Origin of the sequence: Paenibacillus polysaccharolyticus, from assembly GCF_023714295.1 — a bacterium.
Classification (GTDB): Bacteria; Bacillota; Bacilli; order Paenibacillales; family Paenibacillaceae; genus Paenibacillus; species Paenibacillus polysaccharolyticus_A.
Map to the genome: position 1 here is coordinate 104,402 of NZ_JAMAUN010000016.1, position 20,108 is coordinate 124,509.

Sequence of the window (20,108 nt, forward strand, 5' to 3'; positions counted from 1 at the left end):
CGCGCTAGCGTTGGTGGGACAAGGCATATGAGTTTTCCCCTAGGATTAATTAGAATACAGGGATTTCTGCCTGTTCCTCATTAAACATGAAGGCTTTTCCTCAAACGATTTCTCAGTAAAAATATTTTAAATTTAAATCAATTCCCGCCTTCATGCGCAATGATTACCTCTCAAAAACGACCTTACGACACCTCTCTGGTTGCCACAGACTTCGCCGGAAGAACTGCCTCCAGATCTTCTCCACACTTCGCTCTTGGCTTCAACAAATACAGTAAACCCAGCAGTGTCAACAGAATACCTGAACTTACAAACGCAGGCACGACACCAAACGAAGTCACTAATAACCCGCCAGCCACAGGGCCGAGAATGTTGCTCGTTGTCATCACACTGCCTACGGTACCAAATACCCTGCCTGTCATCGGCTCAGGGGTCTGTTCTTGCAGCAGAATCTGAAAAGGCACGACTGCAAACCCGATACCCACACCCGCCAAGGCAAACAGCGAAATAAGAAGCAGCTGTGCGCCTATTCCTGCTGAAGGCCATACAACCACGACTAATCCAGCCGTTCCAATGACAAAACCTGTTACAGCGGTACCTAACCCCATTTTTAACCCGTGGCTCGCTGTTTTCCATTTTCGGACACTCATCGCCGCAATTAACGTGCCGACACCACTTGCCGCAACACACCATCCAAGCAGATCACCTGAAATGCCGGGAAGTTGCCTGAACAAAATGACAGTCTGTGAATCGGCAAATTGCAGAAATAAAATCGCAGCTGCTAGTAAAAAAAGTGACGTTCCAACATGAGGCAGAGAAGCTAGCATTCGGATACCTTCAAGTGTTTCTTTCCAAAAGGATTGTTTGACTTGAATCGATCCTGCTGTCTCTTCCTCTACTTCTGTTACGTCAGAATTCGTCCGTTGGATCACCCGATGTCCAGGAATCCACAATAAAATGAGGCCAGAAATCAGAAATGACGATGCATCCAGCACAAAACACCACGTAATCCCAAACCCGGCTACAAGTAATCCGCCCAGCGCCGGTCCGATAATTTTGGACATCTGTTCAATCACCGAGCTAATGGAAACCGCTTGAGCAAGCTGGTGATGCGGCACAATTTCTTTTAACTTACCGTTCTTGGCGGGTGAGAACATGATATCAAATAGAGATTTAAGAATAAGCAACACATAAACATGCCAGATCTGATCCGCAAAAATAAATGCACCTACAATAATAATTCTTGCGCCATCCGCTGTTATCATCATCCATTTTCGGTTCAGGCGATCTGCCAGAGCACCGGCAAACGGCCCTGTGAGTAGCATCGGCAGTGCCGCAGATAACATTACAAACGTGATCTCCCAAGGCGTTGCATTCCAGCGAAGCCCTACCAGTGTGAAAATAGCCAACAGGTGTAGCCAATCCCCCAAGTTGGATATCGCCTGAGATACCATTAATGTCATGAATGCACGATTCTGTTTCAGTGTCCCTTGACCCGTTAAAGTGTAATTCGTCATCTCACTTCTCCTCCATCATTTTCCGAATGTTTAATATGAAAATGATTATATAAAAGAGACTCGGGTAGAACCTCCTGCCCGAGTCGGAGATGATAGAACATCCACGGGATGATTTTTCATTCCCCTGGTATTCTGCACTCTAATCCATTTGGTTGCTCCAATCGAAATATGTATCCAAAATCGTGACAAATGATCAAATTTTAAATGCTAAAAATGCAAATCTTGTGACATATCGCATGTTTTTCGGCCAAATTGAGGTCTACAATGAATATATGACGATCCTCTGATTCGTCAATCGATATAATGATCCAACTCATATAAGTTGATCTGATCTTTTACTAAACGCTTTGTATAGGTTTAACTTGATGTACCGGTAAATTAACCTTAGTTCAAACTTATACAGCAAAGAGAACCTTCATATATCATGTCAACTTATATAAATACACTGAAAGGCGGGATCAGCATGCTGGAATTACAAGAGATCGGGACAGAACGTTCACTTCATCTGTACCGCACCCTGGCTCATACGTTCAAAAGTGTGAATGAACACGCTGTATCTGGAAGTAAAGTACATGGCTTTAACCCGACTGCCTACGGAGTGCTCGAAGTGTTATATATGAAAGGAGCACAACCGATCCAGCAGGTAGGAGCTCAACTGCTGTTGCAGAGTGGGAACGTTACCTATGTCATTGACAAGCTGGAGCAAAAAGGGCTTCTACGCCGCAAACATTGTCCACAAGACAGACGAATCATTTTTGTCGAACTGACAGAAGAAGGCCAGCGCACGATGGATGACATCTATCCAGGATATGCGGTCAAGATTGATCGCGCAGTCAGTGGTCTAAGCGAAGAGGACAAAGAACTGCTGTCCGAGCTTTTGGGAAGACTGGCGCATGGTGCAGAAAGTCTGTCAGCAAGCAGCTAGAACGTATGCACGCCACATCCGAGCCAGGTAAACAGGTTTACGTTGGATAACTTAAAAGAGTGGTAGAGATGCAAAAACCGGATGGGCCTGACCAAGGCTCATCCGGTTTTTGCTTGTTTATTATTTTTTAGCCAATGAGACCCAGCCCTCAAAATATATTGCCAGAACAGAAAGATCAGGGTCATGATACAAATCTGGCGAATCGCGTTCATATAAAGAAACGTATTTCCCCGAAACACAAAAACAGAGAACAGAACACCGCTTGATCCTGCTAACAGAACATAACCAATCATGATGGAAACAACCTGCATCGCAACTCCCTTGAATCGTCGCGCTAAGGACAGAGTCACCGCATCCGTCAAAAGTGACAGCGGAAGAATAAGAAAAATGGCGATTGCTAGAGTAATCAGTCCAGCTATAACTAATGAATACCATAGCGGATAATAGTACGTATTCTCCATTCGCTCGGCAACCGGTACATAGTTAATAAAAACCATAATGACAGAGATTGAAATACAAGTCAGCAATGCTGAGAAGATACGGACAGGAAAGGAAACGGAATGCAGGGCTAGCCACTTCGGGTTGCTCAATTCACATCATCCTCCTTTTTCCAGTTCATCATACCAAACCCATTGAAATATAAAAAGCAGCTGATGTTCAGCTGCTTTTAGTACATAGCGAAAATATGCATCGATCCTTGAATCCCATGGTTTTTGGGTGCATTTCCATTCCTTCTCCCAGCATGTCAGTCACTTCTGCATAGCTTCCACTTGCGGCGGGGCATCTGCATCCTCAGGAACAATTAGCCTTTTGCGCAAGGCCAGCGTAGTGACCCATGAAACGACCGCAATAACAAACATGATGACAAACAAGGAGTGCAAGCTACCCTCCAGTACACTGCGTAGCAACGCCCACTTCTCGTCCGATAACGCAACATCCGTATGCGGTGCAAGCAGCTCATTCAGATCCTTCTCCGATATACCTGACGCCACCAAATTTTGTTCACTCGACAGTGTTGAGATACGGAAGTTCAACCACGTTCCAAATGCTGCTGCCCCGATCGTCTGGCCGAGTGTACGCATGAACGTATGCAGTGCCGTTGAAGAACCACGCTCTTTGTACCCCACAGACGACTGCGCGATAATCGTAAAGATCGTAAAGGCAAAACCAAAACCAAGACCATAAATGAAGGTCAGAATAAACAACACAGCTTGTGGCGAGGTTCCACCAACTAAGAACAGCCCACCTGAACCAATGGCGATCCCGGTAAGTCCGATTAAGCTGGTCAGCCGTGATCCAATCTTGAGCAACAATCGGCCTGCCCATACGCTACCGATCAGCCAGCCAACGGACATAGGCGCGAGCAGCAAACCGGACTCGGTTGCATTGCCTCCACGAACTCCCTGCACCCAGAGTGGCAGATAGCTGGTTAAGCCAATCATCAATGTGCTGGTCAGCAGGCCGGCGATATTCGCCACCCGGATGTCCCGAATACGGAACAGATGAAGTGGAACCATCGGGGCCTGAGCTCTTTTTTCCACCACAAAAAACAAGATAAGAAACAGCACGGCAACGATGCTCAGTGCCACAATCAATGGAGAACTCCATGCGTAATACTGCCCGCCCGCCGATAAAACAAAGAGCAGGGCTGTAATACCAACGGTGAATGTGAGCGCACCAACATAGTCAATTTTAGCGGTACGCGGTGAAATGTCCTCTTTGAGGTAACGGAATACAAACCACATTGCGAGCAAGCCAAAGGGTACATTAAAACCGAAAATCCATTGCCAGCCGAGGTTGTCCACAAAATAACCCCCGAGAAGCGGGCCAACGAGAGACGAGATCCCCCATACCGAGCTGATCCAGCCCTGAATTTTGCCCCGTTCCTCAATGCGGTAAATATCCCCGATAATCGTAAAGGTAACCGGTACTACAGCGCCTGCCCCAATCCCCTGAATGGCACGGTAGATGATCAGTTGCTCCATATTCTGCGAAAGACAGCATAAGAGTGAGCCGAGCAAAAATAAGGCACAGCCGATGAGAAAAACGGGTTTACGCCCATATATGTCACTGATTTTGCCAAAAATCGGAGTACTGACTGCCATCGTGAGCAGGTATGCCGTAAAAATCCAGCTGAGAAGTTGCACGCTCCCCAATTCGCTGACAATCGTTGGACCCGCCGGACCGATTACCGTGCCTTCGATCGCGGACAGAAATGTTGCCAGCAGCAAACCCGCCAGAATGAAACTGCGCTTCAAACCTCCTGTTGTATTCACACAAACCCTTCTCTCTTTAATCTTATACATAATTAACAGTTGATTTTACTTTCTGCTCCAAAACAGAACAAGCTTTCGATCACAGTTATCCCCAGATTTTTTCATCTCTTTTCTATAAAGAGAAATCTGGTGATAAGCCTATGCTTCCGATGTAGCTTTCGTTCCGAAAGCTTTTAGGTGAACGTTCCACTTCTCCAGCTTTGTTTTGTTTCTTCGTTAATGTGTAATCTCAAAATAAATTAAGTATCTTTTCCTACCTTCCTTGCCACTACTTTCTCTTATTGCGAAGGAACTCATCATATAATAGCGAGTACATCACCATGTCCTTGTATCCCGTAGACGTATGCTGTACCTGGCGAAGCAGGCCCTCTCTTGTAAATCCCTGGCTTGTCAGGAAAGTTCCTGAGGCCGCGTTACGTGGGTCCACAAGAGCTTCAATCCGGTTCAATCCCATCGTCTCATAACCAAAGGGTAGCAGCGCTGTGAATGCCTCAGACATATAGCCGTAACGCCAGTACTCACGGCCCAGCTCATATCCGATCTCACCGCGGAATGCCCCTTCCAGCTGCCAGGTATTGAATCCGCAACTACCGATAAGTTTACCCGTAGCTTTCAGTTCAATGCCCCACCGAATGGCGTCTTCTTCCCCTGCCATATGATTGAGTAGCCCGATCATATCGGCCGCCTCGCTTGTCCCAATCATGGGCGCGAGATTCATATACCGTGTAACTTCCCGGTCGGACCAGTGTACGAACATCTGGGCAGCATCCTTGCGGCGCATTTTGCGTAAACGTAGCCGCGGTGTCTCCATTTCCGGGATTCTTCCTTTACATTTATACATCACTTGACACTCCGATCCGATTCTTCTCTTGCAGACCATAAGATTCATTAGCCATCTAACCATAACCTGCACCAATTGGCAACTGTTCACTCTTCTGATCATATCAAAAAACCGGGCGCATCCGCTCCCGGTCTTGATGTACCTATGAATCCACCAGCACAGGTTGTCCTGTTCTATGCCGAGAATCAATCTTTATTTGCTCAGTTGCTCGCAAAACCTGATCTGCAACAGTTTTACGCCGGAGAGGCCTTCTTGCTGTCAGGCAACAATTCTTCGCTCACCCGACCAAGTACAGTAACAATTTCCTTATACTCCTCAATGCCTGTCCCGGTAAGGCTCCACTGATCTCCGTGGGCAGTCAGGAAGTTCTCTTGCGTCAGGTGTTCAAGCTCCTGCTTGATCTCACGTTCACCCACGCGATATCCTCGCTCTTCTAACAAAGGCAACGCGTCGCTTACGTTTAAATCCTGATTTTGGGCAAAATATAGAAGATGAATTCGTACAAATAGATTCTGTACTTCTGCATGCATAAGCTAAGCTCCTTCCCGGGTTGTAGCCCTTCTTGGTTGCTAAGTAATTACCCCGCGAAAGAAGCGAAGAAACAGGCGCATAATCCAGGTACTGTCATCTCTTTCCAAAATCATTCTGCTTGACTAACCGCATCTACTGCACTATCTTGAAAATAAGTACCATTTTTGCTCGGGAGGGTGATTCACCATGTTTCAAGCTGTTTCCTATGAAGGAACACGAAGCGAGCAGCACACCGCCGTCCTGGGACAGTTAAGTGCTCTGATCCGCGATGAACCTAGTGCGATTGCCAATCTGGCTAACGCTGCTGCGCTGCTCAATGTATTTCTAACCGACACCAACTGGGTCGGATTCTATCTGTATGATGGAAAAGAACTGGTCCTCGGACCGTTTCAGGGATTGCCTGCTTGCATCCGCATTCCACTTGGACGCGGGGTATGCGGCACATCTGCTGCGGAGAGACGCACACTCGTTGTTGATGATGTGCATGCTTTTCCAGGTCATATCGCCTGTGATGCTGCATCCAACAGTGAGATCGTTGTTCCGATCATCAAAGACGGACAATTATATGGCGTACTCGATATCGACAGCCCGATCAAAAACCGTTTTGACGATGAGGATCGTATCTTCCTGGAAAAAGCGGTTAGCTTGCTCGTCGGACAACTGTAAACCGTCCTATTCATCTCCTATTCAAGTAAACAAGAGGACTCTGTCCTCACCAGGTGATATCCATATGTACGAACAAAAAGCGCAGCCCTTTTGGAGGTCTGCGCTTTTTGTTATTATGTTCTTACGAATGCTATTACCAATGTTCTTACCAAATCATCTTGCCCGCCCATGTTACTTTATGCATTCAGGATAGATCCTGTGACGCTTTGATGATCATTCCCTCTCGCAGAAATTCTGCCAGTCTTGGATGATAACCGTCATACATGTTCCGAAAATCGCGGTGCTCCACGTACAGATTGGCCAAATCCCGATAAATCTCAGCCGTAGGTGTGTAATATCCTTTAATCCATTCAAGGTGTCTTCCAATAATCTCCTGCACAGCCGGATTGCCCGGTTCAAGCCCAAGCTCCAGCGCCTGTTTCAGATCCAGATGAATCTGATCGATTCTGGTCTGTGAGTCCAAAAAATCCTCTTTGGATTTCAACTCGATCTTCTCCGCTTTCGATTCACGTGACGGCAGGGTCTCAGGCAAGTGCTGTGTTTGACCTGCTTCTGGCAATCTGGCATGACGCGTATTATGTTCGAAGCCATGGTAGAGTTCGTGCTCCTCTATCGTCTCTTCCCCTTGCAGATAAGAAACAGTTCGATCCAGCGTTTGGATCAAACCGTGCAGGCGAAGTGCTTCCTCCAAAATTCGGATACGATGTTGCCGCATGACACGGATGATCTCCACAGGCTCTTCTTTAAGCATAGAGCCGATCTCTTCCTCCGCTACTCCTGCTTCCTTGCAGAACAGAATCTGCTGCAGCGTCAGCAACTCTTTTTTTTCATAATAAATATCCTCATCCAGTCCACGAAAGGCAGGGGACAATAACCCCAGCTCCGCATAATGACTTAACTCACTCAGGCTCACACCTGACATACCCGATACATCCGTCATAGAATACGCCATATGAATTCACCTCCTACCTGTTATGCGTGCTCTGTGTGTTCACCCGCCGTATTGCTTCCGATATATTTAAAAAGATACAAAAGAATTGAAAACGCAGTTGAAAATGCGTGCATCCATGCCCTATGAAATTCAACGGGTTCAGACAGTTGCTTGCAGGATGTTACCTATTTTATACCCTTCTCACCCATTGTGAACCTATAGTCAGTGCAGAAAAATGATCGTTTTTTTCAGGAAATTTTAAGCGGATATCGATCGTTTGTGATATAAAATTACAAGCAAAAATCCTGCACCATGAGATGGATACAGGATCTTCGAAAATTTCATATGATCGGTTTATTACGAGCGATGAACTCACTTAATTTTTGTTAAACATGACAAACTTCAATTCCGTCATTTCTTCCGTTGCATATTTCACACCTTCACGCCCGATGCCACTTTGCTTCACACCGCCATACGGCATATGATCTACCCGGAATGTCGGGATATCATTAATCATTACGCCGCCCGCTTCAATGTCATCCACAGCTCGAAGTGCCGTTTGAATGTCATTCGTGAATACCCCAGCTTGAAGTCCATACATAGAGTCGTTAACATGCTGAATGCCTTCTTCTACGGAATCAACCGTGTTAATCACAACAATCGGTGCAAACACTTCCTGACAAGAAACCTTTGCATCGCGTGGCACATTCGCAAGCACGGTTGGACGCAATACGCCTCCTTCAGCCGCACCACCTGCGACCACGGTTGCCCCTGCCTGTTTCGCTTCTTCAATCCAGTCCAGAGTACGTTGTACATCCTTAGATGTAATGAGTGCTGATACGACCGTATCCTCGTTCAGCGGATCACCGATCACAACCTGTTCAGCAGCTTCGGCAAAGCGCTTAATAAATGGCTCGGCAATCGACTGATGCACATAGATGCGCTGTAATGAAATGCATACCTGGCCCTGATATGTGAAAGCTCCCGTGACGCTGCGCGGGATGACCTTGTCGAGATCCGCATCTTTGTCTACAATGACAGCCGCATTGGAACCCAGCTCCAGCGTAACACGTTTCAGTCCTGCGTTGCTGCGGATGTTTGTTCCTACGGCTGGGCTACCTGTGAAGGTAAGATAAGCTACATCCGGATGGCTCACAAGTACATCGCCAATTGTTTTACCATCACCGCTCACCACATTCAGTGCTCCGTCTGGCAACCCTGCCTCTTGGAGCAGGTTTGCGATGTAATAGGCAGACAGCGGAGTCTGTTCCGCAGGTTTAAGCACGATGGTATTTCCAGCAGCCAGTGCGGGTCCAACCTTGTGCGCAACCAGATTCATCGGAAAATTAAACGGTGTAATGGCCCCAATCACCCCGAGCGGCTGCCGCATCGTATAACCAATACGACCTTCGCCGCCTTTTGCCGCATCCATCGGAACGGTCTCTCCAGTCAAACGTTTTGCCTCTTCGGCAGCAAACCGATAGGTCTCGATTGTACGATCAATCTCGCCTCTTGCCGCCGTGATCGGCTTTGCCGCCTCTAATGCAACGATGCGGGCTGCCTCTTCTTTACGTTCCTCCAGCATGGCCGACAGCTTGTACAGCAAATCTGCACGCTGATGTGCAGGCATCTGGCGCATCGCTTTACGTGCCTTCACAGCCGCCGCAATGGCGGCTTCAGTCTCCTCCGCCGACGCCGAAGCCACTTCTGCCAGCGTTTCCCCGGAATAAGGTGCTCGAAGTGTTGTATAGTGTACCGATTCGGTATACTTACCGCCGATAAACAGATGTTGTTTTTTCATAAACGCATCCTCCGTTCCCGTTCATTCGATTCGCGAGCAACTACCTTCCTTACATAACTCTACTCTAGTTATACACCATTTCGCCCTCTTCCACCCAGTTGACGAAACGATATAAGTTACTCGGTACTGGTTGTTGGTAGGGCTGTGTGGTGGATGATCTTTAGAAAAATTGTTGCTTTATTTCACCGTCAGTACCGGACATTCGGCATGCTTCAGCACACCATGGCTGACACTGCCGACTACAATCTCTGCCAGCACACTTTTCCCCCCGGTGCCTATCACAATCAGGTCACATTTCCGCTCACTTGCCATCCGGCAGATTTCTGTCACAGGATCACCTGCAACGAGCAATGTCTCGTAGGCGACACCACGACCAACCATTTGTTCAATCACTGGCTCCATAATGTGCTTTCCTTCTTCAGCGATGCGTTCCTCTAAATCAACGCCAAGCACTGGTTCGTTAATTGAAATGGAAGGATTCACGTGCAAGATGGCCAGACTGACAGGATGTTTCATCTTTTCAGCCAGCATCAGAGCCTGTTCCAGCGCCTTTTTCGCATGATCCGATTCATCTACAGCGACCAATATTTGTTTTAGCATACCCATATCCTCCAGTCTGTTTATCGGTCCTACACATCTACATTCTATCAACGCGTTGCGCTCGTACTAATTTCCTGTAGCCATAAACCAACTCTTAATGAGCTGTGATGGACGCATCAATATCCCGCAGGTGACGACGACGCATCAACAATACAGCAACACCGATCAGCACCATTAGCGCACCGAAGTAAAACGGAGTTTCTGGCAAAAACCATTCTGACAATTTACCCGCAAGCCACGGGGCTAGTGCACCGCCCATAAACCGCACAAAACTGTACGCCGCAGAGGCTACGGAGCGCTCCACTGGAGCGGCCTCCATCACAGCCGTTGTGATCAACGTATTGTTTATTCCAAGGAAGATCCCTGCTACGATCACCGCAACAATAACTGTCACCGATGAGCCCATTACCGTACCCACAGCCATCACCAGCAAGTCCAGCGCAAACAACGTGAGCATGACACTCATGGAAGGCACGGAGCCAAATCGGCGCTGCAGCTTCGGTGCCACAAAGACGGACGTAATCGCCAGCATCAATCCCCATCCGAAGAAAACATACCCAAGGCCGTGTTCATCCAGTTTCATGACATAAGGGGAGTACGCCATCAACGTAAAGAATCCAAAGTTATATAAAAAGGCGGTTATCGCCAACGTTTTCAGTGAAGGGTACCCGAGCGCTTTGAACGGATCGGATAACGTGCTGCGTGTTTTCGGTTTAGCCATTTTGGGCAACATAAACATGATGCTGATAAACGCAATTGCCATCAGTACAGCTACTCCGTAGAACGGGCCGCGCCAAGAGATCGAACCCAGTTCCCCGCCAAGTAGCGGACCAACGGCAATTCCTAGCCCCAGTGCTGCTTCGTATAAAATAATAGCCTTGGCTGTCCCTGACGTGGACAAGCCAACAATAGCTGACAACGCGGTGGCGATGAACAAGGCATTCCCGAGTCCCCAGCCCCCGCGATAACCAACCAGCGCTCCGACTGTGTCAGATGTACCGCCAAGGAACGAAAATACAATAATCAGCAATATACCGCTGAGCAGTGTCCATTTCACGCCTATCCGGCTGGAAACCACACCCGTAATCAGCATGGCGATCCCTGTTACCGCGTTATAGCTGGTAAATAGCAAGGACACCTGGCTTTTGGACGCGTGTAGCTGATCCGCAATGGCTGGCAGAATCGGGTCTACCAAGCCCAGGCCCATAAACGAGATGATACAGGCGAAGGCTACAGCCCAGACTGCTCGTGGTTGGGACAGCAGACCTCCACGGGATGAGGGAAATTCGTCAGGTAGTGATGGTTCTCTTTTCATAGGTCATTCCTCCGATGTAATGTGTAATGTTGAGACGGTGAAAATAATTAAGAACAATTGATTAGTTGTATTTTCATGAGTTTTCTTGTTTTTTTTCAGAAAACGAGTTGCAAAAACAGCACAAGGACACCGGAAATCCCGGTGTATTGCATTCATCCATACTGCTCTGCACTCCCACATAAAGACTTGCAAAAGCTCCCTATGCGTATCTTTTCACTTCGGCTTCTTGTTGCCTTCTCTGTTGGCTACTCGTCTTAATCTTCGTTTCTCTCACGAGCGTTGGCTTGCAACGTCTGTATGCCCGTTCTAACGCGCCCACGAAGCTCCTCCAGCTCCTGTTGTACAGCATGGATGCTCTGAAGCTTCTGCTCCAGCAACTGCAACTGACCATCCATTGTGGCTTCCATCAGGGAGAGCTTTTCGATCCGCTCTTTCACCTCAGTGGTCTGCTGATAGTCGAAACGTTGCTCGTTCAGCACATCTGTCGTAGCTACATAGGCATGAAGTTCTTGTAACGAAAAGCCAAGCACCTCTTTGGCTCGAACCACTTTTTTCAAATAGTCGATGTCATCCTGTGAATATAGTCTCGTTCCGCCGTCTGTCCGCTGAGGTGAAGGCATCACACCAATCTCTTCGTAATATCGAATGGTACGTTTGGTCAGTCCGCAGGCTTTGGCGACATCATCAATTTTGAACAAACTCATCGACTCCACCTCGCTTATATGTCATTAATATTATGTACATAATTATATATAATTCTAACGTTAACGTCAACGTTAGATTTTAGTTTGGAATTTAACCGTTAAAATTATTCATGAAATGATAGATATAATCGACCATTCCATTCTGTATTTGAAACAGAAGCAGAAAATAAAGACAAAAAAAGACCCGCATACGCGGATCTCGGTGATAATACAGGTCATTAAGCATGTTGCTCTGCATGTACTTACTGACATTAGTTGTTCTGACCTTGTCTTATCTTACTTTCCTTGCTCATCTCACTTCTCTTATTTCTCTTGCTTGTCCTGTTCCTGCTGTGCCCTTTGCATTTGCTTCAAACGGCCTTCCACCCGGGTAAACAGCCTGATGGTATAGAAACCAACAGCGACTAGACTCAGTACCAACGCACGCACATCCGTAAGCCAGAAACCAATCACACCAAAAGCGGTAATAATAACTCCAAATTGCATCATCAGTGCCGAACTGTACCGCTGCGCTTCTTCCCACAGCGCCCGGTCGCTCATTGCCCGTGGTGTACGATAACCATATATTCCGTTAATTTGTTTTGGCGGCTTCTTATACACCATCAATCCCAAAATGAAATAACATACTCCGCATATAATCCCCACGAATGCTCCTGCCAAAATACTCGCTCCTTCTTTTCACTTTAGCTCTCAGGCCAATTCGGTTCACAGTCTGCCATAAATAAAGTAAAACGGCTCTACGTATATACGCAGAGCCGTGATGTACGTTTCAAACCATTTAAACGTCCTTAATTCGTAGAACCCGCATCGCATTCAGTACCGCAAGCACCGTCACACCCACATCGGAGAAAACAGCTTCCCACATGGTGGCGATCCCGAATACACCCAGCAACAGAAAGATTGCTTTGACTCCCAGCGCAAATCCGATATTCTGCCAGACAATGCGGCGTGTACGCTTCGCAATACGGATGGCACTGGCGATTCTGGACGGTTCATCCGTCATGATCACCACATCCGCTGCTTCAATCGCCGCATCCGATCCAAGACCGCCCATCGCTACACCAACATCGGCACGTGCCAGCACAGGTGTATCGTTAATGCCGTCACCGACAAAAATCATCTTTTCTTTTGGCAATTTGGCCGCTTCCAGCCGCTCCAGCCGTTCGACTTTGTCCTGTGGCAGCAGTTCGGCATGAACCTCATCCACGCCAAGCTGCCGTGCAACAGCTTCACCCACCGCTTTGGCATCGCCGGTCAGCATCACTGTTTTGCGAATGCCTAGCTTTTGAAGGGCCTGTATCGCTGACGCTGCATCATCCTTTACTTCGTCCGCAATGATCAGATGTCCGACATACTTGCCGGCTTCGGCAATATGCACGACCGTTCCGACTGTTTGCGGCTTCGTATACATAATCCCTGCCTGTTCCATTAACTTCGCGTTGCCTGCGAGCACTTCCTGACCGTTCACATTTACTTTGATTCCGTGTCCAGCGACCTCGTCATATCCATCTACACCTTGCGAGGGAATAGCTTTTCCCCAAGCAGCACGAATGGATTCTGCAATCGGATGATTGGAGTTTGCTTCGGCAATCGCCGCCAGCCCCATTACTTCTTCTTCTGTACGCGCGCCATCGGGGTGAACAGATGTGACTTTGAAAACACCTTTGGTTAGTGTACCCGTTTTATCGAAAACCACCACTTTAACGTCATTCAGAGCCTCCAGATAATTACTGCCTTTGACCAGAATGCCGTTTCGCGAAGCCGCGCCAATACCACCGAAGAAACCTAGCGGAATCGATACAACCAGCGCACAAGGGCATGAAATGACGAGAAACACCAGTGCACGGTAGATCCAGTCCGCAAACGTTGCACCGCTAAGTAGCAGTGGCGGAACGAAGGCAATCAGAGCAGCGAGAATGACCACAACAGGTGTGTAATACCGGGCAAATTTGCTGATAAAATGCTCCGTTTTCGCCTTGCGGCTGCTGGCATTCTGCACCATATCGAGGATTTTGGATACGGTGGATTCACCAAAGGTTTTGGTGACCTCTATGGTTAACATGCCGTTTTTGTTCACAAATCCGCTGAGTACATCACTTCCAGGCTCCAGTTCCCGTGGAACAGATTCCCCCGTCAACGCGGATGTGTCTACCATGGAGCGGCCTGCCTTTACGATACCGTCGAGGGGCACACGCTCACCGGCTTTAACCACAATCTGGTCGCCAATGCGAACCTCTTCCGGGGAGACACGCCGCGTTTCCTCCCCTGCTCCCGTGAGTATATTCGCATAATCCGGGCGAATATCCATCAGAGACTGAATCGACTTACGTGAGCGGTTGACCGCCATGCCCTGGAACAGCTCTCCGAGCTGATAGAACAGCATGACCGCAACACCTTCCGGATACTCTCCGATGGCAAATGCACCAAGTGTTGCAACCGTCATTAAGAAGTATTCATCAAACACCTGACCGCGAATGATGTTTTTGAATGCCTGTAACACGATATCGCCGCCAGCGATGATGTAAGCCACCACGTATAGCGCAAGCTGTGCCCAGCCATCCAGTGGTGACCAGATTGCCGCAGCAAGCAGCACAGAACCAGCAGCAAGGCGAGCTAGCAGTGTTTTGGTCTGTCCGACGCCATGTTCATGCGAATGGCCTGCATGAGCATCACTGCTGTCGGCGTGGTTATGCGTATGGCTATGATCATGATTGTGATCATGTGCATGACTGTGTCCGTGGTCATGAGCGTGGTCATGTGAATGTGCATGACTCTGATGTTGGTGCGGATGTCCACCGGCCCCATTCGTTACGTCTGTGTAAGCATGACTACCCGATGGACTCTGGTCTTGATGACCTTGCCCTTTTTCCGAAATACGAATATGTGGCTCCAGCCGAAGTACCTTACGCTTTGCTTCCTCCACCACTTGCTCATCCATATCCGATGTGGTATACATCGATAACGTTTTGGTCACAAAATTAACAGAGCATTCGTTAATGCCTTTAATTTTACTCACACCATTTTCAATCTTAAGTGCACAGTTCGCACAATCCAGTCCGTCAAGCAGCAGTTCCCTTTTCACCTGTTCCTGTCCGGTTCCCATGTGAATTCTCCCCTTTGCAGTCCGAAAAAAGTTGAACTAAAGGTATTACACGAGCACTACGATGACAGAATAACCTGGAGAGTAGCTGTTATCCCCAAATTTCTTTTATCCCTTTCATCTTCAGAGGGAAATTTGGTGATAAAGGCGAAGCGTATGCTTCCGATGCTAGCTTTCTTTCAGAAAGCTTTTAGCTCCGCTTTTCCAGGTTTTTTCTGTCCTCTCCGTTTTTGTGTAAAAAATAGTTCATCTTTTTTTATATAATCTTGTATTCAATAATATATGAGCAATCATTCATATGTTCAATTAACACTATTATATGCATGCCCAAACGGGAGTGTCAACACAAGGTGTTGATTTTGGATACAGAATATGCAGGGCGTGTCTGAAAACGCTGAAGGAAGCAGATTTTGCCGAATTTTCGTTCCAAGCCAGGAAGTTTAACGCAGGCGTGCCGGGGCACGTCAAGGGAAAGTGACGCAGCAGGGGGCGAAAAGGCGGTAAAAGATGCACTTCAGTCGGTTTCAAGATACGCCCTATTAGTAATTATTTCGCTTTAGGCGTTTTTTGGATATAATAGAGCTATCAAGTTGTTAAACATAGGCGGTGATAGGAATGGAACAACCGGTTAAAGCTCCACATGATTGCGATGATGCCTGCTTGGGTACGGAAGCCGATGTGCAAACCATTCGCACCTCACTTATAGATCGGGAGACCTCTTCCGAGATGGCGGATTGGTTCAAAGCATTTAGTGATCCAACACGTCTACGTATTATTGATGCACTGTTACAGAAAGAATTATGTGTACATGATCTAACGGTATTGCTCGACATGGGTCAGTCAGCCATCTCCCACCAGCTGCGCTCTCTCCGCAACATGCGGATTGTGAAGCGTCGCAAGGAAGGCAAGACCGTTTTTTATTCTTTGGATGATGCTCACATTGAGCAGATTTTCCTGCAAACGCTCCAACATATCAAACACGGCTAGGCTACTGCCAGCCTGTTCAAACCAACAGAACCCCCCGTCACTCGGCCTTATGCCGATGAACGGGGGGTTCTGTTGTGTAAGGGAACCGTTTTAATAGTTACAGCAAACGGTTATTGTTCGGATCATAAAGACCCGACTTATCTTTGAACATGTTGAATATATGTGACACCACCACTTTAAGTACCGCATATCCCGGAACCGCAAGCAGGATGCCGACTACCCCGAACAAGTTCCCTGAAGTCAGAATGACAAAGATGATGGTGATCGGATGAATTTTGAGTGTTTTACCCATAATCTGCGGCGAGATAAGTTTACCTTCAATCAGCTGTACAATTGTCCACACGGCAATCATTTTCAGCAACATCACTGGCGAAGTCACCAGAGCTACAATCAATGCCGGAGTAATTGCAATTGCTGGACCCAGATAAGGTACAACACTCGTGAAGGAAGCAATGATTGCAAGAATCAGGGCATAATCCAAACCAATGACCATGTACCCGATGTAAAGCAACACACCGATACAGAAACTGACGATAATCTGTCCACGGATGAATGAGCTGATCTGGTGGTTGATATCATGCAACACATGCATGGCACCGGTACGACTTTTGATTGGCAAAAAAGACAAAATTTTCTCCGGCAACTTCTTGCCGTCTTTGAGAAGATAGAACAAGATGAATGGCACGGTTACGATAGATAACACGGTCTCGGTAAATGCACCAAGGAACCCGCCAAGCTTCGTCCAGGTAGAATTGAGGATCTCGGTAGCTTTCGTGGAAATCGTGCCCCACCAGTCCTGCCAGTTCATGTTGATCGTATCTTGCACCTGGCTGAACAGCTTATTGCCTGTCAATTCCTCGAATTGTTCCCTTACGTTTTCACTGTAAGTAGGGAAATTGGCGATCAGCCCCATAATCTGATTACGTAGCACAGGAATAACTGCCAGCACCACAATGGTCAAGATGCCGCCAATGGCAAGATAGAGAATCAGTATCCCCCAGCCTCGCTTGATTTTCCATCGTTCCATCACATCCACAAGTGGATTGAGCAAGTAATAAAGGATGCCCGACAGAATAATAGGCAGAAGAATTGTTTTGAGTAACACCGCTAGCGGATGGAACACAAAGGATACCTTAGTCAGCACCATAATGTTCAGTCCTACCAATAGCAGAACTAACAGAAACAGCACAAATTTGTTGTTCAGAAAAAATCGTTTGAATCGCTCAGGCCACACCCGAGTTTGTACCTCAGGTTGTTGCTCAGGTTGCTCCATAGGCTTGTCGTCCTCTCTTATGTATCTTTCTTCCGTTATAATCACCTTTCTGCCTGACGGGTACAATTAACTCTTGTACAAGCCAACATATGTATAATACTCCCGATTTATACGTATGAGCCCGTTGACCGTTTCAAATTCGGCAAGTAAAGTCATTTTACCCCAAAATGCACAACCTGCCCCACACCGACCAATTGAAAAATCTCCCATACAAAAAAAACGATCCACCTCTGCTTGGAGGCGAACCGTCTCTCTCTGATCCGATGCTATTCACATTGTTCTGTCATATAAAATCTTTATACGTTTCCCGCAAGCTGTGCGATCAACTCATACGAGTGCAGACGTGCTTGATGATCATAGATCATCGACGTAATAATCATTTCATCTGCCTGCGTCTGGCGAATAAAGGACTCCAGCTGTCCCTTCACTTTCTCCGGTGAACCGTTCACCGCAGCTTTCAGTGTTTGAGCTACAGTAGCCTGTTCCCGATCTGTCCATTTGCCATCCATCACCGCTGGCGGCTGTACAAGTCCTGTTGTGCCGCGGATGATGTTCAGGAACTGTTGTTGCATCGTTGTCCCTAGCCACGCAGCCTCTTCATCGGTATCTGCCACCACGGCGTTCACCCCTACGATGACGTAAGGCTCCTTCAGACTCTCCGACGGCTGGAAGCTATTGCGGTAAGTATCCAGAGCAATTCGGGTATAATCTGGTGAGAAGTGGCTGGCAAAAGCAAACGGCAATCCCAGCTGACCTGCCAATCGTGCGCTGAAATCACTGGAGCCCAGCAGATAAATCGGAATATTCAGCCCTTCGCCGGGCACTGCGCGTACGGGTGCATGATAGGACGTTGCCGATGCATCAAAGTATGCACGCAGTTCTGCCAGCAGCTCTGGGAAATCTTCTCCGCTGTTAAGATCCTTGCGAAGCGCAACGGATGTACGGCGATCACTTCCGGGCGCACGGCCCAGACCCAGATCAATGCGTCCAGGATACAGAGATTCAAGCGTACCAAACTGCTCTGCAATAACAAGTGGTGCATGGTTCGGTAGCATTATGCCACCAGAACCTACACGAATGGACTTCGTTCCACCCGCCAGGTGTCCAATTACAACCGAGGTTGCAGACGAAGCGATGCCCGGCATATTGTGATGTTCAGCTACCCAGTAGCGATGATATCCCCAGCGCTCGGCATGCTGTGCCAGTTCCAGACTGTTGCGAAGTGCATCTGCAGGGGTTGATCCCACGACAACGGGTGCAAGATCAAGCACGGAAAGTTTGACGTCAGTGATATGTTCTTTATGTTGATGTTCAATACTCATTAAAGTTCATACTCCTCTGTGATTATATTTTTGCATATCCAGATATATAGATATAAATAAACAAAATTTTGCTTAGAAAATGAAACATAACTCTTATGTTTCGAAGACAGATTCTTTTCATACATGTAGCGAAGAAAGCCGGGAGTCCATGTGGTACACAACACGTGTTCTTACAACCTCTAGCCGTTCACATCCGGACGGAATCTCCTGCTTGCTGCGTATTGCATCCTTAGCTTCCGTTCCGGCATCCGGCTTATAACTCATGTTGTACGTACTCGGCAAAAGCCTGTATCGTTTCTTCATTGCGTCGATAGTACGTCCATTGTCCTCTGCGCTCCGATAACAACAACCCTGCCTTGAGCATCGTCAACAAATAGCTGGAGATTACAGACTGTGCCAGTCCAGCCTTCAATTGAATAGTGCCGACACATATCCCACTCTTACCGCCATCCGGATGCTGGGATAGCTCGAGGGGGGAGAAGTGCTGCTCCGGGTTTTTCAGCCACAACAGGATCTGTCTGCGTGTCTCATTAGATAGTGCTTTGAAAATGAGTATAGGTTCCATGGGTCGATTATACCCCCTTTTTGACCTTTTGCCAAACCCCATAAACTAACAAACCGACTCATCAAGAGTCGGCTCGGCAATTCACATCTGATCAATTCCATGTTAGAAACGTGTTGTTACCGTCTGTTTCACTTCATCCAGCATTGCTTGATATGCAGCATCATCCAGATAACCAATACCACCGAAGAGCAGATGGCCTACCGGCTCGATTCCTACAAAATCAAAAATCCCTGTGTCGGAAGTCAGCTGGAGCGCATCCGTCATACCGATCTGGTCATACACGTCCTTCGGCGTTCCGTGTGTACTGATCATAACGCCTTTTTTACCCGTTAACAGTTTCTCGATTCCTGCCGCTCCGGATGCATAAGCAAATCCGTAAGCAAACACCCGGTCAACGTATCCTTTCAAAATCGCCGGAAGCCCTGTCCACCAGATTGGATAGATAAACGTAATAGCTTCTGCCTCTGTCACATATTTCTGCTCCGCTGCGATATCTTGGGGAGTCTGTCCTGTACGCATTGAAGCTGTATCCGCCTCAGTCAATACAGGCTGAAATCCGAGTTGATACAGATCACGCACAACGACCTCATGACCCTCTGCTTCCAGAGCAGTTACGGCTGTAGTCAAAATGGCTTTATTGAAGCTGTCTGTGTGTGGATGAGCATATACGATAAGATGTTTCATGTTTGGTTCCTCCTCCATTGGGTTCAACTTATTTTTTGTTTCGCCTTGTTACTAAACATTTCGGCTATCAAAA

General features: G+C 47.5%; 19 protein-coding genes. 3 read left to right on the plus strand and 16 right to left on the minus strand.

Annotated features, from left to right (window positions below; genetic code table 11):
* Positions 1–182 precede the first annotated feature (182 nt).
* Positions 183–1,514, minus strand: coding sequence for an MFS transporter (locus M3629_RS26375; RefSeq protein WP_251511674.1), 1,332 nt, complete (start codon positions 1,512–1,514; stop codon positions 183–185).
* Positions 1,515–1,977: 463 nt separating this feature from the next.
* On the opposite strand from M3629_RS26375, the gene M3629_RS26380 reads away from it, so the two are divergent.
* Positions 1,978–2,439, plus strand: coding sequence for a MarR family winged helix-turn-helix transcriptional regulator (locus M3629_RS26380; protein ID WP_090924920.1), 462 nt, complete (start codon positions 1,978–1,980; stop codon positions 2,437–2,439).
* A 98-nt stretch (positions 2,440–2,537) separates the two neighbouring features.
* On the opposite strand, the gene M3629_RS26385 is transcribed toward M3629_RS26380, so the two are convergent.
* From M3629_RS26385 to M3629_RS26400, 4 genes are all read right to left on the minus strand, one after another.
* On the minus strand, positions 2,538–3,029 hold the full coding sequence (locus tag M3629_RS26385; protein ID WP_251511677.1) for a hypothetical protein: 492 nt from the start codon (positions 3,027–3,029) through the stop codon (positions 2,538–2,540).
* A 159-nt stretch (positions 3,030–3,188) separates the two neighbouring features.
* A complete protein-coding gene (locus M3629_RS26390) occupies positions 3,189–4,745 on the minus strand; it encodes an MDR family MFS transporter (protein ID WP_435368279.1) in 1,557 nt (518 codons plus the stop codon).
* A 238-nt stretch (positions 4,746–4,983) separates the two neighbouring features.
* Positions 4,984–5,556, minus strand: coding sequence for a GNAT family N-acetyltransferase (locus M3629_RS26395; protein WP_123066828.1), 573 nt, complete (start codon positions 5,554–5,556; stop codon positions 4,984–4,986).
* Between the two features lie 233 nt (positions 5,557–5,789).
* Positions 5,790–6,086: a hypothetical protein gene (locus M3629_RS26400; RefSeq protein ID WP_090924916.1), complete on the minus strand. Its 297-nt coding sequence runs from the start codon at positions 6,084–6,086 to the stop codon at positions 5,790–5,792.
* Positions 6,087–6,273: 187 nt separating this feature from the next.
* Between M3629_RS26400 and M3629_RS26405 the strand changes: the two genes are divergently transcribed.
* On the plus strand, positions 6,274–6,753 hold the full coding sequence (locus M3629_RS26405) for a GAF domain-containing protein (RefSeq protein ID WP_251511679.1): 480 nt from the start codon (positions 6,274–6,276) through the stop codon (positions 6,751–6,753).
* A gap of 184 nt (positions 6,754–6,937) precedes the next feature.
* Here M3629_RS26405 and M3629_RS26410 read toward each other — a convergent pair whose 3' ends face one another.
* The 7 genes from M3629_RS26410 to M3629_RS26440 all read right to left on the minus strand — a co-directional run bounded on the left by M3629_RS26410 (position 6,938) and on the right by M3629_RS26440 (position 15,207).
* Positions 6,938–7,705 (minus strand): MerR family transcriptional regulator, encoded by a 768-nt coding sequence (locus tag M3629_RS26410; RefSeq protein WP_090924914.1) that lies wholly within the window; start codon positions 7,703–7,705, stop codon positions 6,938–6,940.
* Positions 7,706–8,060: 355 nt separating this feature from the next.
* On the minus strand, positions 8,061–9,485 hold the full coding sequence (locus tag M3629_RS26415; RefSeq protein WP_251511682.1) for an aldehyde dehydrogenase family protein: 1,425 nt from the start codon (positions 9,483–9,485) through the stop codon (positions 8,061–8,063).
* 177 nt (positions 9,486–9,662) lie between these two features.
* Entirely contained in the window at positions 9,663–10,085 is a 423-nt protein-coding gene (locus M3629_RS26420) for a universal stress protein (protein ID WP_251511684.1), read from the minus strand.
* 94 nt (positions 10,086–10,179) lie between these two features.
* Positions 10,180–11,400 carry an MFS transporter gene (locus tag M3629_RS26425; RefSeq protein ID WP_154892178.1) on the minus strand — a complete coding sequence of 407 codons (1,221 nt, stop codon included), beginning with the start codon at positions 11,398–11,400 and terminating at the stop codon, positions 10,180–10,182.
* A gap of 254 nt (positions 11,401–11,654) precedes the next feature.
* The gene (locus tag M3629_RS26430; protein ID WP_251511687.1) at positions 11,655–12,104 is read right to left on the minus strand and encodes a MerR family transcriptional regulator; all 450 of its coding nucleotides are present in this window, start codon (positions 12,102–12,104) and stop codon (positions 11,655–11,657) included.
* Between the two features lie 303 nt (positions 12,105–12,407).
* The gene (locus M3629_RS26435; RefSeq protein ID WP_251511690.1) at positions 12,408–12,764 is read right to left on the minus strand and encodes an SdpI family protein; all 357 of its coding nucleotides are present in this window, start codon (positions 12,762–12,764) and stop codon (positions 12,408–12,410) included.
* 118 nt (positions 12,765–12,882) lie between these two features.
* A complete protein-coding gene (locus M3629_RS26440; RefSeq protein ID WP_251511693.1) occupies positions 12,883–15,207 on the minus strand; it encodes a heavy metal translocating P-type ATPase in 2,325 nt (774 codons plus the stop codon).
* Between the two features lie 612 nt (positions 15,208–15,819).
* Between M3629_RS26440 and M3629_RS26445 the strand changes: the two genes are divergently transcribed.
* A complete protein-coding gene (locus M3629_RS26445) occupies positions 15,820–16,191 on the plus strand; it encodes an ArsR/SmtB family transcription factor (RefSeq protein ID WP_090924908.1) in 372 nt (123 codons plus the stop codon).
* Positions 16,192–16,288: 97 nt separating this feature from the next.
* On the opposite strand, the gene M3629_RS26450 is transcribed toward M3629_RS26445, so the two are convergent.
* The 4 genes from M3629_RS26450 to M3629_RS26465 form a co-directional block, all read right to left on the minus strand.
* The gene (locus tag M3629_RS26450) at positions 16,289–17,464 is read right to left on the minus strand and encodes an AI-2E family transporter (protein ID WP_251511695.1); all 1,176 of its coding nucleotides are present in this window, start codon (positions 17,462–17,464) and stop codon (positions 16,289–16,291) included.
* A gap of 296 nt (positions 17,465–17,760) precedes the next feature.
* Positions 17,761–18,786 (minus strand): LLM class flavin-dependent oxidoreductase, encoded by a 1,026-nt coding sequence (locus M3629_RS26455; RefSeq protein ID WP_251511698.1) that lies wholly within the window; start codon positions 18,784–18,786, stop codon positions 17,761–17,763.
* A 253-nt stretch (positions 18,787–19,039) separates the two neighbouring features.
* Complete coding sequence (locus M3629_RS26460) at positions 19,040–19,351, minus strand: ArsR/SmtB family transcription factor (protein ID WP_123066816.1); 312 nt, start codon at positions 19,349–19,351, stop codon at positions 19,040–19,042.
* Positions 19,352–19,453: 102 nt separating this feature from the next.
* Positions 19,454–20,035, minus strand: coding sequence for an NAD(P)H-dependent oxidoreductase (locus tag M3629_RS26465; protein ID WP_251511701.1), 582 nt, complete (start codon positions 20,033–20,035; stop codon positions 19,454–19,456).
* Positions 20,036–20,108 lie beyond the last annotated feature (73 nt).